Consider the following 14,769-nt stretch of genomic DNA (forward strand, 5'->3'; position numbering starts at 1 on the left):
CCGCTGGTGCGGGTGCTGTGGGCCGCCACGCCGCCGGAGACGGGGTTGGCGGGCCTGGCCTGCCCCGCGCCGCCCCCGCCGGCCTCGCCTCCGCCGCGGGCGCTGTGGGCGTTGATGCCCTGCTTCACCAGGGCGGCGGGGGAAGTGATGACGGCGGCGGCCTGGCGGGACGCGGGGTCGGAGCTGGCGCTGCGGGCCTTGACGATCTCATCGCCGAAGCCGGGCACGAAGCGGTAGATCATCGCGCTGGCGAAGATGGCGAGGATGATGATGGACAGGCCGGAGACGACGGCCGAGAAGGCGTCGGGCTTGTCACCGGAGGTGGAGAGCGCGCCGGCGAGGGCCAGCACGATCATGATCACCGGCTTGACGAGGATCACGGCGATCATGATCCCCGCCCAGCGGCGCACATGCCCCCACATGTTCTTGTCGACGAGGCCCGAGTAGACGGCGGTGCCGAGCAGCGCGCCCACGTAGAGGAGGGCGGCGCGGATGACGAGCTCGAGGCAGAGGACGCCGGCGGCGAGGATCGTCACGAGCGAGACGACGATGAGCATGATCGGGCCGCCGCCGATGTCCTCGTCCCGCTTGAGCGCCTGGGCGAAGGAGCCGAAGAAGGCGTCGTTGTCCGCACCGGTGCCGGAGGCGATGGCTTCGGTGACGGCGTCGGTCGCGGTGACGACCGTATAGAGGATGAGGGGGGTGAAGGCGGAGGCCAGGACCGTCAGCCAGAGGAAGCCTATGGCTTCGGAGAGCGCCTCGCCGAGGGGGACGCCGCGGATGGCGCGCTTGGCGACGGCGAGGAGCCAGAGGATGAGGGTGAGGACGGTGGAGGCGGCGAAGACGACTGCGTACTGGCGGAGGAAAGCCTCGTTGGTGAAGTCGACGGTGGCCGTCTCCTTGACCAGCTTGGAGAGCTTGCCGACGAGCCAGGCGGCGGCGTCGGCGCAGCCGCGGGCGAGGGAGGCGGCGGGGTCCAGGGGGTTGGAGGGGTCGGGGGGGCCGCTGGAGCCGCCGCTGCCGCCGCCCTTTTCGCAGTTCTCTCGGACCTGACCGAGGAGGAGCTCGCAGTCGTCCTGTTTGCTGCCCGACGGAGTGGGGGTCGGCGAGGGCGCCGCCGCGGCGCGGCTGGCCAGGAGGATGGCTGCCGTCTGCACGGAAGCCAGGGCTCCGGCGAGGGTGAGAGCGCGTCGGCGGGGGCTAGCGGGCATAGGTGAACCCTCCGTACTGCTCGACTGCCTTGGCGATCTCATCGGCCGTGGACGCGGTGCGGTCGCTGTTGACCGGTGCCGGACCGGCCTTCTGCGAGTAGCTCTCGGCCTTCCAGTCGTTGTTCACCCACCGCAGCTTGAGCGTCAGGGTGAACCAGTCGTTGGTGACCGGGTTCTTCGATCCCTCTCCGGCCGTGCCGAATACGCCGGTGCACCAGACCGCGACGGTCGCGCTGGTGTCCGAGACTTTGCCGACCTTCGTGCCCACGGGGGCGGTACGCGAGACGTAGGTCATGCCGTCGGGCGCCTTACCGTTCGCGTCCAGGCCGATTCTCTCCAGGGATGCCCCGGAGTACGCCTTGTCGAGCCTGGTCTGGAGCCGGTCGGCGGCGGCGCTGGTGAAGATCTGGGGGACGATCTCATGGCGTCGGTCGCGGTTGTACATATCGGCGGACCCCAGCGCCACCGCGTAGTTCGCCGCCGCGCTCTGGGCTCCCTGTTCCGACTTGGCGAAGCCCGAGGCGATGCCCGTGGTGTTGTTCTTGCCATCGACCGGGCGCTCGCCCGTGGGGGCGGTGGGGCGGGCTTCGGTGCCGGTGCCGCCGGTGTCGTCGCTGCTGGAGCCGCCGTCCTTGCCGCCGCCGCGGTTGACGAAGGCGATGGCCGCGAGGAGGAGGACGACGACGCCGACCACGGTGATCAGGTTGCGGCTGGGCTTGCCGGCGCGGCCGGGGGCTCGGCGGGGCGGGCCGTAGGGGTCGCCGTCGCCCTCGGGCAGGCGGGTGCGCGTCAGGTGATCTCCAGGGGCCGCGCCGCGGCCGCGGCGCGCCTCATGGCCCTCGTAGTCACCGCCGTATCCGTCGTCGCCGCCGAGACTCATCCTGCGTACGCCCCTTCACCCGTGCCGAGCCTGCCGAGCCTGCTGATCCCGCCGAGCCTGCCGATCGTGCCGGCCGCGTCGTCCATGGTCCCTCTTCCGTCACCCGCATACGACGGTAGCGGCGAGGACTGACGCTCGGGCGCGCTGGTGTGAGTGGACATCAAGCTGACACGTCCTCAGCGTGGTGAGCGGGAGCGGGCATCAGGGAGCAGCCTCGGGTACGGGGTGGGGGGCCGGTAGGGGGAATCGGGAGCGGGGCTTGCGGCCAGGGGTGTGCGCCCCGCGCAGGGGGGCGGCTCGGGGGCGGGCGGGGGTGCGGCTAGATGGCCATGCCGTACACGATCGTGAAGAGAGTGCCCAGTGAACCGATGATGAACACACCGGTCAGGCCGGCGACGATCAGTCCCTTGCCCTGTTCCGCGCTGAAGGTGTCCCGCAGGGCCGTCGCGCCGATCCGCTGCTTGGCCGCGCCCCAGATGGCGATGCCGAAGCACAGCAGCAGTGCGACCGCCATCACGACCTCGATCATGACGCGGGCCTCGCTGCCCAGGCTGCCGAACGGGCCCCAGTCTGGGGCGATTCCACCGATGATGGTGTTGATGTCGCCCTTTTCGGCCGCTAGGAACATGATGAACTCACCGCCCCTTGTGGGTTGTTGTGTCCCCCGCCGGAATGGCGTGGGTCAGCCTCTATCTTCGCTGATGAATCCGCTTCCGCATGTCGACTTGGCGGCATTTCTTGGCGGATCTCGTGCGTGTTGTAGGACACGGCCGTCTGGCGGACGTGTGAGGCGTGTCAACGGAGTGTCGTATGGTCACTCTGTGTATCACGCGGGTGGGCGTCGGGCAACGATCAGTGAGGACCGGCGGTGAGGGCCCTCAGTGGGGGCGAGCGGTGAGGCCCTCGGTGAGGACCGGCGCTGAGGGCCTCGGTCAAGGCCGTCGGCGCGAGCCAGAGGGCCATCGGTGAACGGCCGTCAGCCGCTCACTTCCCCGCGGGCTCGTCGGTCTCCGCGAGGTCGGCGAAGTCGTCGAATTCGCCCGCCTTGACGCCCTTGATGAACGCCTCCCACTTGGTCCGGGTCGTGACGACCACGGTCTTTGGGTCGTTGCTCTCGCGCATCATGATCTGGTCGTCGGGGCCGACGGCCACCTCGAGGTAGGCGCGGCCCTCCTCGCTGTCGGCGGGTGCGGCCCGCTGCCAGTCGAGCTCTTGCCAGTCGCGCCGTGTCATCTGTGGTCCCCAGGGTCGTGGTGCTCGGACGGCTGGACTCTACGCGGTGCGTGGTTCCGTGAGAGGCGGCCTGGGCGGAGCGGTGAGGCGCGCGGGGCGGCTGGGCGGCGCGCAAGGGGGCGCGCGTCGGCGGCCGGCCGTATGGTTTCGGCTGGGGAGCGGCTGATTTTCGCCGTGGGGACGTAAACGCGTTCGCATCGCGGGCGGATGGGGGAGGATGGCCGGGTGCGTAAGGTCTGGCTGGGTGTCAGTGTCGGTATCGGAGTCTCCTTTTCCTTCGTCGCGCTGCTCGTCGTCGGCACCTATATGGTCGCGGCGGATCTCGTCGGCGGTGCGGGCGGTAAGGCCGTCGGGCTGGCGAAGGGCGCCGTTCCCTCCTCGTACGAGCCGCTGATCCAGCGGTACGGGAACTCCTGCCCCGCCATCAATCCCGCGCTCCTCGCCGCGCAGCTCTACCAGGAGAGCGGCTGGAACGCGAAGGCGCAGAGCCCGGCCAATGCCAAGGGGATAGCGCAGTTCATCCCCGCCACCTGGGCCTCGCACGGGGTCGACGGCAATAAGGACGGCGTCAGGGACATCTGGGACCCGCAGGACGCGATCCCGTCGGCGGCCGCCTATGACTGCTCGCTCGCCAAGTACGTCAAGGACGTGCCGGGCAATCAGACGCACAACATGCTGGCCTCGTACAACGCGGGCGCCTATGCCGTGATCAAGTACGGCGGGGTGCCGCCGTACCGCGAGACCCAGAACTACGTGAAGACCATCACCACCCTCGCCAAGAGCTTCGAGGCGCCGATCCAGAAGGTCCAGCCCTCCCAGCAGTCGGCCGGGGCGATCTACTTCGCGCAGAAGCAGCTCGGCAAGCCCTATCTGTGGGGCGGGAACGGCACGCCGGAGGAGGGCGGGCGGTTCGACTGCTCGGGGCTGACGAAGGCGGCGTACAAGACGGTCGGGATCGATCTGCCGCGCGTCGCCAACGATCAGTGGAACGCCGGACCCCACCCCAAGCGGAGCGAGCTGCTCCCCGGGGACCTGGTCTTCTTCGCCTATGACCTCGACGACCCGAGATCCATCCACCACGTGGGGATGTACGTGGGCGGCGGTTACATGATCAACGCGCCCTACACCGGTGCGGTGATCCGTTTTGACAAGATCGACTCGCCGGACTACATCGGTGCTACACGGGTGACTCAAGATGGCGCGAAAGCGCTGCCGCGGGGGAACTCCGCGTAAGGATTCCCCCTGAGCTGCGACGATCGGTCACCCTTCGATAACGTCCCGGTGATCGTTGGGTGGAGTACGGAACCCCCGGCGAGAAGAGGGAGTTCCCTGGAGGTGGATCGGATCGTGGATCAGCGTGGATCGACGGCGGACTCTCCGGCGCCGGTCGCGATGCCACGTACCGCAAGGCATTACGGGGGTCGGCGGCTGCACGTAGTGACAGGCAAGAGATAAGGGGCTACGGCACATGGCTGGACTCGCACTGGACGGGTCGAACCCCGATGTCAGCCTTCTCTACGACATCAACGGGCTGGCGAAGGACGCCCCCCACTGGTTCGACCGCGTCATGGAGTTCGTCGGCGAGTACGGGATCATCATCGGGCTCGCCCTGGTGACCCTGGCCGCCTGGTGGAGCGTGCGGAAGCGACCGCAGGAGGCGCCGTCGGCCGTCGCCGGGCTGGTGTGGGCCCCGCTGGCCGCCGGGCTGGCGCTGTTCGCCAACATCCCGATCCGCGGCTTCGTCGAGCGGCCGAGGCCCTTCAAGGACCACCAGGGGCTCGACGTACTGGTGGCGGGCAAGACCGACTTCTCGTTCGTCAGCGACCACGCGACGCTGACCATGGCGGTCGCCGTCGGCGTCTTCATGGCCCACCGCGCCTACGGGGTGGCCGCGATAGGGCTCGCGCTGCTGGAAGGGTTCTGCCGCGTCTATATGGGGGTCCACTACCCGACCGATGTGATCGGCGGGTTCGCCCTGGGGACGGCGGTCACGCTGCTGCTGGCGCCGCTCGCGATGATGCTGCTGACACCTCTGACCACGGCGGTCGCGAGTTCGCGCGTCGGCCGGCTGATACGGGCCGAGCCCGCCGCCGCCCACCGGGGCGCCGACGGGGCGTGTGCGGAACTCTCCGAGTCCCGCTCGGCCGGCGGCGACCACGAGAACAAGGATCTGGCGGCCTAGCGGCTCCCTTACGGACGCGGCTCCCTTGCGGATGCGCCTGATGGCCTCCTTACGGATGCGACGAAGGCCCGGCGGCTGCCGGGCCTTCTGTCATCTCAGGCTCCCCTCGTCGGCGAACGGCCCTACAGCGCTTGCGGGAAGTCGAAGAGCCGGTCCGGGTCGTAGCGCTTCTTCAGCCGGGTCAGCTTGTCGGCGGCCGTGCCGTAGTAGGCCGAGCGCCAGTCCTTCAGCGACGCGTCCGTGTAGTTCTGGTACGCCGCCCCGGAGGCGTACCGCCGCATCGCCGTATGGGCCCCGTCCAGCCAGGTGTTGCCCGCGCTGCCGGAGCCGCTCGCCGCCCAGGAGGCGGTGTACTGGGCGAGGAACCGCGAGCGGCGGTGGACGAAGGACGTGGCCGTGGGCGAGACCCGGTTGACCGCGCCGCCGAGCGCGGTCAGCGCGATGCTCACCGCGCCCCCGCCGCCGGTGCGCCGCCCGTAGCGCTCCACCTGGTCGAGCATGGCCCGTACGCCCGCCTGGCTCAGCGAGCGGTCGTAGAAGTCCGAGCGTGCCGCGTAGGTCTCGCGATTGAGCACCCCGGAGGTGCTGCGGCCGGGCTTGTCGCCCGGCAGATGGCAGTTGGTCGTCGAGATGTCGCCACAGCCCGCGTACATCCGCATGGCGTCGACGTAGCCGCGGCGGCGCAGGCTGACCCGGGTGGCCGGGCCGGGGCCGCCCGGTCCGTCGGCGAGCCGGTCCACCGCGTTCTGGAGGGCGCCGTAGGTGCCGAGTGAGAAGCAACTGATGGAGACGGTGGGGGTGCCCCCGGGGGCGGCCGACAGATGCAGCGCCGACCAGATCTCGTCCGGCTGGTCCGGGCCCCACTTCTGCCAGGCGCTCAGCACCTTCGCGGCCTTGGACCATGGCCATGACATATAGCAAGTCACGCCGTCGGCCGCCTTATGCGTACGGAACCGCAGTTCGGTGACGACGCCGAAGTTGCCGTTGCCCGCACCGCGCAGCGCCCAGAACAGATCGGCCTCGCGGTTCTTGGAGACCTCGAGGGCCTTACCGTCCGCGGTGACGATCGTGGCGCCCGTAAGGCTGTCGGAGGTCAGCCCGTATGCCCGGGAGACCACACCGTGGCCGCCGCCGAGGGTCAGCCCCGAGATGCCGACGCTCGGGCAGGAGCCGCCGGGGACGGTGACCCCGCGGGCGCCGAGTGAGGTGTAGACGTCGATGAGCTTGGCGCCGCCGCCGATCCGCGCCTCGCCGGAGGCCGTACGGATCGACGAGAGCGCGGAGACGTCGATGACGAGACGGCCGTCGCCGCTCGACCACCCGGCGTAGGAGTGACCGCCGTTGCGGATGGCGACGGGGGCGCCATGGCGGCGGGCGAAGTCCAGACAGGCGGAAATGTCCGAGGTGTTCTCTATATAGGCGACGGCGGCGGGGCGCAGATGGTCGAAGCGGGTGTTGTAGAGCCGGCTGGCGGAGGTGTAGTCGGAGTCGCCGGGGCGCACCAGATCGCCCTGGAGGTCCTTGCCGAGCGCGCTCCAGTCGGCGGACTTCGGCTTGCCGTCGATGGCGCCGCGCCTGCCGCTCGCCGAGGCCGTACGGGCGTCCGGCGCGGAGGAGGAGGCGGAGGCGGAGTCGGCGGAGGTCGCCTCACCGCCGGCCTTTCCCGCGTCGTCGTCGCACGCGGTGGCCCAAGTGGCGGTGGCCGTCAGCCCCGTGCCCGCTGCCAGCAGTGTCCGCCGGTTCATGGCGGTGTCCCCTCCCTGTCGACGCTGCTCTCAACCGTCGACCGGGCCACCGCGAAGCCGGCCCGGTCCTTGGGTCAGAGGGAGGGGCCGGGGGGTGTGGTTCCGCTCGTTGCCGAAGTGTTGTCGGGGGACGGACAAGCCCCACTAATCGGACGAGTCCGATGAATCGCTTGTGTCGGACGGGGAGTGACGGGCCGTCGCATGAGCCGCAGCGTCGTCGCGGGCGGTGGCTCTGGCGCGCCGGGCCGGACCGGACCAGCCGCAGGTGCAGCGGGCGATGGAGAAGGAGCCCCGCTCCATGGTGGTGGTGCGGTCCTGGCCGGGGCCTATATCGCCTGAGTCGAGCACATGACCACGCTACCGGGCCGTGACGGGCGACCGGTGCTGATCGTTAAACGAACAAGTATCAAGCGTGGACGAGCGTGGCCAGGGGGTCGGCGGTCGATGGAGTTCCAGCAGCGCGGGCTCGGCGTACGGAGACGGGTGAGAGCGGTCGCCGGTGTCGTGTCGGGTAGCCTGCTGGCCATGTCGCTGGCGACCGTCAGCGGCTGTACCACCGAGACCGCGGCCGATGAACGCCCCGCCGGCACGGCGCGGGAGAGCGCGGTCACGGTGCTGCACCGGGCCGCGGACGTGCTGGTCGGATCGGGCAGCTCACGGGTCCGCACCACCATGGAGACGGCGACGGGTGGCACCCGCGTGTCCATCCGCGGCAGTGGCGCGTACGACTTCGAGAAGCGGCTGGGCCGGCTGCGGCTGCTGCTGCCGAGGGACGCGATGGGGGCCGCCGAGCATGCGCCGATCACCGAACTCCTGGCCTCCGGTGCTCTTTTCATGCGCAACCGCGGGGCGGGCATTCCGCGCGATAAGTGGGTGCGGGTGGATACGACGGATATTCCCGACGGTAATCTCGTCACCGGCGGGGCCACGGATCCGCTGACCGCCGCCGAACTGCTGCGCGGGGTGCGGAGGGCCAGCCTGGTCGGCGAGGAGGGGCTCGACGGGGATCTGGTGCGCCACTATCGCGGCATCACCGACATCGGCCGGGCGGCCCGGGCCGCGTCGGAGGGCGCGCGGGGGTCGCTGGTGGCCGCGGCGAGGGGGTTCGACGAGAACACGGTGACCTTCGACGCCTATCTCGACGGGCTCGGCCGGCTGCGCGAGGTGCGGCACCGGTTCACGGTGAGCAGCCGGACCGACGGCCAGGAGGCGACGGCGGGGCCGGACGCCGCCGGGCGGCGCGGTGCGGTGGGCGTCGCCTCGACGACGGAGCTGTACGACTTCGGGGCGCCGGCCGTGGTCGAGCTCCCCAAGCCCACGGATATCTACACAGGGAAGGTCGGATCACCTCAGAAGTAGTCGGAGGGGCCCGCTTTGCCCTTCGAAATGGCCCATCCGTGCCATGCGCGGAGTGTGTACCGATCCCTACGCTGGGAAGCCGCTGCTCGAAAGTGCTCGCAGGTGCTCGCTGGAGGAGGTGAAACACGTGGTTGCGCGTCGCGGCTCGTCGGGCCCGGACCCCGTGGCCCTCGTCGAAATCGATCTCTATGGTGACTTGATGATCGCTGCGTCGAGCGCGGACGAGGACAGGCTCAGTACGGACCGTATCGACGAGGTGCTCCGGGTGCAGGCCGACCGATCAGATTCGGCCGAGGGAGCCAAGGGTGCCAAGGGTGCTAATGGCGCCAAGGGTGCCAAGGGTGCCAGGGGTGTCAAGCGGGCCGAGGGTGCCCATAGCGCCGATCGCGCCGAGGATGTCAGGGGTGCCGAGGAATCGGCGGGCGCCCCGGAGGCCGAGGGCCCGGACGCTCCGTAGCGGAGTCGCCGTCTCGCCGGCGGGTGCCCAGCGGCCCCGTCCGGCGAGCGGCCCGTCCGGCGAGGCGGGAGCGATATTCCGCACCCGGCGGTGGTCCTCTCTATACCCGGCCGCTCTGTACCCGGCCGCTCTATGTCCGGCCGCGGTCGTATCCGCGCCCGGTAAGAGCCGGGCCGGTGCTCAGGTCCGCAGCAGCCGGGCGATGGCCGCCGTGGCCTCGGCCACCTTGGCGTCGACCTCGCTCGTGCCCTCCGTCTCGCCCTGGGCGGCGCTCTCCACGGCCGCGCTGGCGACGCAGTGGCGCAGATGCTCCTCGAGTAGTTGGAGGGCGAAGGACTGGAGCGCCTTGGTGCCGGCCGAGACCTGGGTGAGTATGTCGATGCAATAGACGTCTTCCTCGACCATCCTTTGCAGTCCCCTGATCTGGCCCTCGATCCGGCGCAAACGCTTGAGGTGCTGATCCTTTTGTTTGGCGTATCCATGGCCACCGTGGGGTACGGACTCCTGGGCGGAAGTATGCCCGGACGTCTGGCCCCGCTCGTCGCCATCGGTGGGCGCGGTGGTGTCGGCTGCCGTGGTCGTCATGGCGTCCTCCCGTTGATTACGCAATGTCCGCATATACCCCCAGTGGGTATATGGTACCGGCTTTTCCGGTCGAACCGGGCCCCCGTGCTGAGCACTCTGCCCGATGGGCGACACTGGGATCGCCGGTTACCGTGGCCGGAAGATGCGCCTAGCATCGACGAGTCCCCATCCGCTGCATCCGAGGATCCCCAGTGCGCTTTCGTCTGACCCCCAGGGAGACGAGCTTCTACGACATGTTCGCCGCATCCGCGGACAACATCGTTACCGGCTCCAAGCTCCTGATGGAACTGCTCGGGGCGGACTCCTCCGCTCGTGCCGAGATCTCGGAGCGGATGAGGGCCGCGGAGCACGCGGGGGACGACGCCACACACGCGATCTTCCACCAGCTCAACTCCTCCTTCATCACGCCGTTCGACCGTGAGGACATCTACCGCCTGGCCTCGTCCCTCGACGACATCATGGACTTCATGGAGGAGGCCGTCGACCTGGTCGTCCTCTACCAGGTCGACGAGCTGCCCAAGGGGGTCGAGCAGCAGATCGAGGTGCTGGCGCGGGCGGCCGAGCTGACCGCCGAGGCGATGCCGAATCTGCGCACCATGACCAACCTCACCGAGTACTGGATCGAGGTCAACCGGCTGGAGAACCAGGCGGACCAGATCCACCGCAAGCTGCTGGCCCACCTCTTCAACGGTAAGTACGACGCGATAGAGGTGCTCAAGCTCAAGCAGATCGTCGATGTGCTGGAGGAAGCGGCCGACGCCTTCGAGCATGTGGCCAACACGGTCGAGACCATCGCCGTCAAGGAGTCCTGAGCCCCGGCATGGACACCTTCGCGCTTGTCGTGACCATCGCGGTCGCGCTCTTCTTCACCTATACCAACGGCTTCCACGACTCGGCCAACGCCATCGCGACCTCGGTCTCCACCCGGGCGCTGACCCCCAGGGCGGCGCTCGCGATGGCCGCCGTGATGAACCTCGCCGGTGCCTTCCTGGGCAGCGGTGTCGCCAAGACCGTCAGTGAGGGCCTGATCGCCACCCCCACCGGCGGCCAAGGCATGATGATCTTGTTTGCCGGGCTGGTCGGCGCGATCACCTGGAACATGGTGACCTGGTACTACGGTCTGCCGTCCTCCTCCTCGCACGCGCTGTTCGGCGGGCTGGTCGGCGCGGCGCTGGCGGGGGCGAGCACGGTCCACTGGGACGGGGTGCTGGAGAAGATCGTCATCCCGATGGTCCTCTCTCCCATCGTCGGCCTGGTGCTGGGCTACTTCGTGATGGTGATCATCCTCTGGCTGTTCCGTGACGCGAACCCGCACAAGGCCAAGCGCGGCTTCCGGATAGCGCAGACCGTCTCGGCGGCGGGCATGGCGCTCGGCCACGGCCTCCAGGACGCCCAGAAGACCATGGGTGTCGTGGTGATGGCCCTGGTCATCGGGGGTGTCGAGGACGAAGGCGACGCGATTCCGGTGTGGGTGAAGATCTCCTGCGCCGCGATGCTGTCGCTCGGCACCTACGCGGGCGGCTGGCGCATCATGCGCACGCTGGGACGGCGGATCATCGAGCTGGACCCGCCGCAGGGGTTCGCGGCGGAGACCACGGCGGCCGGGGTCATGTACACGGCGTCGTTCATGTTCCAGGCGCCCATCTCGACCACCCATGTGATCACCTCGGCGATCATGGGTGTGGGGGCGACGAAGCGGGTGAGCGCGGTCCGCTGGGGGGTCGCGAAGAACATCATTCTCGGCTGGTTCATCACCATGCCCGCCGCGGCCGGAGTCGCCGCGCTCAGCTACTGGATCGTCAACCTGGCCTTCGGCTGACCGCCGCACGCCGCGGCTGACCACGGCCGACTGCGGCCGACCGCCGTACGCAGATACACGAAGCGGACGCACGAAGCGGACGCACGAAGCGGACGCACGAAGCAGGCACACGAAGCAGGCACACAAAAGCGGGCCCGCCCCCGGGAGCCAGGGGCGGGCCCTTCGTCTTGCGGTGGCACCGCCATGCAGCACCGCAGGACGTTCTGTCCTCGCCCACAGCGCGGGCGAGGAGTCTGGTCAGCCGAAGCGGCCCGAGATGTAGTCCTCGGTCGCCTGCACCGACGGGTTGGAGAAGATCCGCTCGGTCTCGTCGATCTCGATGAGCTTGCCGGGCTGGCCGACGCCGGCCAGGTTGAAGAAGGCCGTACGGTCCGAGACGCGCGCCGCCTGCTGCATGTTGTGCGTCACGATGACGATCGTGAAGCGCTCCTTGAGCTCACCGATCAGGTCCTCGATGGCGAGCGTCGATATCGGGTCGAGCGCCGAGCAGGGCTCGTCCATCAGCAGCACATCGGGCTCGACCGCGATGGCGCGGGCGATGCACAGCCGCTGCTGCTGACCACCGGAGAGCCCGGCGCCCGGCTTGTTCAGCCGGTCCTTGACCTCGTTCCAGAGGTTCGCGCCCTTGAGGGACTTCTCGACGATGGCCTCGAGCTCGCTCTTGCGGTACGAGCCGTTGAGCTTCAGCCCGGCGGCGACGTTCTCGAAGATGGACATCGTCGGGAACGGGTTGGGGCGCTGGAAGACCATGCCGACCGTGCGCCGCACGGAGACCGGGTCCACGCCCGAGCCGTAGAGGTTCTCGTCGTCGAGCATCACCTTGCCCTCGACCCGGCCGCCGGGGGTGACCTCGTGCATCCGGTTGAGGGTGCGCAGGAAGGTCGACTTGCCGCAGCCCGAGGGGCCGATGAAGGCGGTCACCGAGCGGGGCTCGACCGTCATCGAGATGTCCTCGATGGCTTTGTGGGTGCCGTAGTAGGCAGTCAGCCCGCTGACGTCGATGCGCTTGGCCATGTGAATCACTTCTCTTCTTCTTGGCCTCAGCGGCCGGACTTCGGGGCCTTCCAGCGGGCGATGCCGCGGGCCACCAGGTTCAGGATCATGACGAAGGCGATGAGCACGAGCGCCGCGGCCCAGGCCCGGTTGAAGGAGGCATCGTTGCCGAGCTGCCACTGCTCGTAGATGTAGTACGGCAGCGACGACTGGGCGCCTTCGAACGGGTTGTTGTTGATCCCGGTGGCACCGAAGACCAGCAGCACGATGGGGGCGGACTCACCGGCGATACGGGCGACCGCCAGCATCACACCGGTGGTGATTCCGCCGATCGCGGTGGGCAGCACCACCTTGAGGATGGTGCGCCACTTGGGCACGCCGAGCGCGAGGGACGCCTCACGCAGCTCGTCCGGGACGAGCTTGAGCATTTCCTCGGTCGAGCGGACGACGATCGGCATCATCAGGATGGCCAGCGCCATGGCGCCGGCGAAGCCCGAGTAGCCGAAGTCGAGGATGATGATCCAGAAGCTGAGGATGAACAGACCGGCGACGATCGAGGGGATACCCGTCATCACGTCGACGAAGAAGGTGACGGCCTTGGCGAGTTGACCGCGGCCGTACTCCACCAGGTAGATGGCGGTCAGCAGGCCGATCGGAACGGCGATGAGCGTGGCGAGGCCGACCTGCTCCAGGGTGCCGATGATCGCGTGGTACGCGCCACCGCCGGGCAGGATCGTCTGCACACCCTCCATGGAGTGGCCCAGGAAGTAGCCGTCGAGCACCGTCCGGCCCCGGTCGATGGTCTCCCAGAGCAGGGAGAGCAGCGGGATGACGGCGAGCAGGAAGCAGACCCAGACCAGGCTGGTGGCCAGCCGGTCCCTGGCCTGCCGGCCACCCTCGACCACGGCGCCGAGGATGTACGAGGCGATGATGAACACCAGGGCGGCGATCAGGCCCATCTGGAACGGACTGCCCATCCCCAGGGCGGTGCCGATGCCCGCTCCCACCGCCGCCGAGCCGACGACCAGGGCGTACGGGGTCCACCGCGGCAGCCGGGCCTGCTTGAGGCTGGAAGCGCGGTGCGCGCCCTTATCAACAACGGCATTACTCATGCGGCGGTCCCCGAGTACTCCTTGCGGCGGGCGATGATCATTCGCGCGGCGCCGTTCACCAGCAGGGTGATGACGAACAGCACGAGACCGGAGGCGATCAGCGCGTCGCGGCCGTCGTTACCGGCTTCCTTGAAGCGGCTGGCGATGTTCTGGGCGAAGGTGCCGCCGCCCGGGTCCAGCAGGCTGGTCTCGATCAGGAAGTTGGGGGACAGCACGGTGGCGACCGCCATGGTCTCGCCCAGCGCACGGCCGAGGCCCAGCATCGAGGCGCTGATGATGCCGGAGCGGCCGAAGGGGAGCACCGACATCCGGATGACCTCCCAGCGGGTCGCGCCGAGCGCCAGCGCCGCCTCCTCGTGCATCTTCGGGACCTGCCGGAACACCTCGCGGCTCACGCTGGTGACGATCGGCAGAATCATGATCGCCAGCAGGATGCCGACGGTGAACAGGGAGCGCGCGGCGCCGCCCTGGTAGCTGAGGATGCCGGTCCAGCCGAGGTAGTCGTCGAACCAGGTGTACAGCCCGGTCAGATGCGGGACCAGGAAGAGCGCGCCCCACAGGCCGTAGACGATGCTGGGGACCGCGGCGAGCAGGTCGATGACGTAGGCGACCGGGGTGGCCAGCCGGCGCGGGGCGTAGTGCGAGATGAACAGCGCGATGCCCACCGCGACCGGGACCGCGATGACCATGGCGATGATCGAGCTGACGATCGTGCCGTAGGCGAGGACGGCGATGCCGAACCGCATCGGCGAGGAGCCGGTGTTCCACTCGAAGTACGTGAGGAAGTTGGCCTCGTCCTTGGAGATCGCGATGGCGGCGCGGTAGGTGAGGAAGGCCGCGATGGCCGCCATGATCACCAGCAGCGCGATACCAGAACCCCGCGAGAGGGCGAGGAAGATCTTGTCACCGGCGCGGCCGGTGGAGCGGGTCCTGACCTTGGGTGGAGACCCGGCGGCTGACGATGTGGGTTCTATATCCGTTTTCATGAGTTCTCCGGTCTGCGGAGCCTGATGTGGATGAGGCTCCTGGTGCGGCGGTGCACCGGACAATGCGGCTGACTCCGCCGCGGCGATCGCCGCGGCGGAGTCAGCCGCATTCGGGTCAGGAGAGGCTCTTGACGCTCTCGCGGACCTTGTTGGCGATCTCGGTCGGGAGCGGGGCGTAGCCCAGCTCCTTGAGGGAGGTCTGGCCGT

General features: G+C 69.1%; 15 protein-coding genes. 6 read left to right on the forward strand and 9 right to left on the reverse strand.

The features are described 5' to 3' along the window. From KN815_RS18565 to KN815_RS18580, 4 genes are all read right to left on the reverse strand, one after another. Positions 1 to 1,211, reverse strand: a 1,211-nt coding sequence (locus KN815_RS18565; protein ID WP_216343064.1) for a hypothetical protein, incomplete at its 3' end; no start/stop codon positions are given. Beyond that, positions 1,201 to 2,091, reverse strand: a complete 891-nt coding sequence (locus tag KN815_RS18570; protein WP_216343065.1) for a DUF8175 domain-containg protein — start codon at positions 2,089 to 2,091, stop codon at positions 1,201 to 1,203. The genes KN815_RS18570 and KN815_RS18565, both read right to left, overlap by 11 nt. A 319-nt stretch (positions 2,092 to 2,410) precedes the next feature. Beyond that, positions 2,411 to 2,719: a DUF8827 family protein gene (locus KN815_RS18575; protein WP_009716148.1), complete on the reverse strand. Its 309-nt coding sequence runs from the start codon at positions 2,717 to 2,719 to the stop codon at positions 2,411 to 2,413. A gap of 356 nt (positions 2,720 to 3,075) precedes the next feature. Next, entirely contained in the window at positions 3,076 to 3,324 is a 249-nt protein-coding gene (locus KN815_RS18580; RefSeq protein WP_216343071.1) for a DUF397 domain-containing protein, read from the reverse strand. Between the two features lie 225 nt (positions 3,325 to 3,549). On the opposite strand from KN815_RS18580, the gene KN815_RS18585 reads away from it, so the two are divergent. Both KN815_RS18585 and KN815_RS18590 read left to right on the forward strand, forming a co-directional pair. Continuing rightward, positions 3,550 to 4,557 (forward strand): C40 family peptidase, encoded by a 1,008-nt coding sequence (locus KN815_RS18585; protein WP_301184598.1) that lies wholly within the window; start codon positions 3,550 to 3,552, stop codon positions 4,555 to 4,557. A 235-nt stretch (positions 4,558 to 4,792) separates the two neighbouring features. After that, positions 4,793 to 5,506: a phosphatase PAP2 family protein gene (locus tag KN815_RS18590; protein ID WP_216343074.1), complete on the forward strand. Its 714-nt coding sequence runs from the start codon at positions 4,793 to 4,795 to the stop codon at positions 5,504 to 5,506. A 122-nt stretch (positions 5,507 to 5,628) separates the two neighbouring features. Here KN815_RS18590 and KN815_RS18595 read toward each other — a convergent pair whose 3' ends face one another. Continuing rightward, the gene (locus KN815_RS18595) at positions 5,629 to 7,251 is read right to left on the reverse strand and encodes an FAD-binding oxidoreductase (RefSeq protein WP_216343076.1); all 1,623 of its coding nucleotides are present in this window, start codon (positions 7,249 to 7,251) and stop codon (positions 5,629 to 5,631) included. A 444-nt stretch (positions 7,252 to 7,695) separates the two neighbouring features. On the opposite strand from KN815_RS18595, the gene KN815_RS18600 reads away from it, so the two are divergent. Continuing rightward, a complete protein-coding gene (locus tag KN815_RS18600; RefSeq protein ID WP_216343077.1) occupies positions 7,696 to 8,610 on the forward strand; it encodes a hypothetical protein in 915 nt (304 codons plus the stop codon). A 199-nt stretch (positions 8,611 to 8,809) separates the two neighbouring features. Further along, a complete protein-coding gene (locus KN815_RS18605; RefSeq protein ID WP_216343084.1) occupies positions 8,810 to 9,067 on the forward strand; it encodes a hypothetical protein in 258 nt (85 codons plus the stop codon). A 180-nt stretch (positions 9,068 to 9,247) separates the two neighbouring features. On the opposite strand, the gene KN815_RS18610 is transcribed toward KN815_RS18605, so the two are convergent. Continuing rightward, on the reverse strand, positions 9,248 to 9,652 hold the full coding sequence (locus KN815_RS18610; protein ID WP_059145907.1) for a metal-sensitive transcriptional regulator: 405 nt from the start codon (positions 9,650 to 9,652) through the stop codon (positions 9,248 to 9,250). A 191-nt stretch (positions 9,653 to 9,843) separates the two neighbouring features. Between KN815_RS18610 and KN815_RS18615 the strand changes: the two genes are divergently transcribed. Both KN815_RS18615 and KN815_RS18620 read left to right on the forward strand, forming a co-directional pair. Next, positions 9,844 to 10,464 (forward strand): DUF47 domain-containing protein, encoded by a 621-nt coding sequence (locus tag KN815_RS18615; protein WP_059145908.1) that lies wholly within the window; start codon positions 9,844 to 9,846, stop codon positions 10,462 to 10,464. Positions 10,465 to 10,472: 8 nt separating this feature from the next. After that, a complete protein-coding gene (locus KN815_RS18620) occupies positions 10,473 to 11,471 on the forward strand; it encodes an inorganic phosphate transporter (RefSeq protein WP_216343078.1) in 999 nt (332 codons plus the stop codon). Positions 11,472 to 11,708: 237 nt separating this feature from the next. Here the strand turns inward: KN815_RS18620 and pstB are convergent, their stop codons facing one another. The 3 genes from pstB to pstC are packed head-to-tail and all read right to left on the reverse strand — an operon-like array spanning position 11,709 to position 14,562. Then, a complete protein-coding gene (pstB, locus tag KN815_RS18625) occupies positions 11,709 to 12,485 on the reverse strand; it encodes a phosphate ABC transporter ATP-binding protein PstB (RefSeq protein ID WP_216343079.1) in 777 nt (258 codons plus the stop codon). Positions 12,486 to 12,511: 26 nt separating this feature from the next. After that, positions 12,512 to 13,576 carry a phosphate ABC transporter permease PstA gene (gene pstA / locus KN815_RS18630; RefSeq protein WP_216343081.1) on the reverse strand — a complete coding sequence of 355 codons (1,065 nt, stop codon included), beginning with the start codon at positions 13,574 to 13,576 and terminating at the stop codon, positions 12,512 to 12,514. After that, complete coding sequence (pstC, locus tag KN815_RS18635; protein ID WP_216343083.1) at positions 13,573 to 14,562, reverse strand: phosphate ABC transporter permease subunit PstC; 990 nt, start codon at positions 14,560 to 14,562, stop codon at positions 13,573 to 13,575. The genes pstA and pstC overlap by 4 nt, the downstream gene beginning before the upstream one ends. Between the last annotated feature and the right edge of the window lie 207 nt (positions 14,563 to 14,769).

The organism is Streptomyces niphimycinicus (assembly GCF_018883605.1).
In the GTDB taxonomy this organism is placed as follows: domain Bacteria; phylum Actinomycetota; class Actinomycetes; order Streptomycetales; family Streptomycetaceae; genus Streptomyces; species Streptomyces niphimycinicus.

Coding starts and splice junctions, on each gene's coding strand:
- KN815_RS18570 (WP_216343065.1), bottom strand. CDS start 2,091: ATGAGTCTCGGCGGCGACGACGGATACGGCGGTGACTACGAGGGCCAT.
- KN815_RS18575 (WP_009716148.1), bottom strand. CDS start 2,719: ATGTTCCTAGCGGCCGAAAAGGGCGACATCAACACCATCATCGGTGGA.
- KN815_RS18580 (WP_216343071.1), bottom strand. CDS start 3,324: ATGACACGGCGCGACTGGCAAGAGCTCGACTGGCAGCGGGCCGCACCC.
- KN815_RS18590 (WP_216343074.1), top strand. CDS start 4,793: ATGGCTGGACTCGCACTGGACGGGTCGAACCCCGATGTCAGCCTTCTC.
- KN815_RS18595 (WP_216343076.1), bottom strand. CDS start 7,251: ATGAACCGGCGGACACTGCTGGCAGCGGGCACGGGGCTGACGGCCACC.
- KN815_RS18600 (WP_216343077.1), top strand. CDS start 7,696: ATGGAGTTCCAGCAGCGCGGGCTCGGCGTACGGAGACGGGTGAGAGCG.
- KN815_RS18605 (WP_216343084.1), top strand. CDS start 8,810: ATGATCGCTGCGTCGAGCGCGGACGAGGACAGGCTCAGTACGGACCGT.
- KN815_RS18610 (WP_059145907.1), bottom strand. CDS start 9,652: ATGACGACCACGGCAGCCGACACCACCGCGCCCACCGATGGCGACGAG.
- KN815_RS18620 (WP_216343078.1), top strand. CDS start 10,473: ATGGACACCTTCGCGCTTGTCGTGACCATCGCGGTCGCGCTCTTCTTC.
- pstB (WP_216343079.1), bottom strand. CDS start 12,485: ATGGCCAAGCGCATCGACGTCAGCGGGCTGACTGCCTACTACGGCACC.
- pstA (WP_216343081.1), bottom strand. CDS start 13,576: ATGAGTAATGCCGTTGTTGATAAGGGCGCGCACCGCGCTTCCAGCCTC.
- pstC (WP_216343083.1), bottom strand. CDS start 14,562: ATGAAAACGGATATAGAACCCACATCGTCAGCCGCCGGGTCTCCACCC.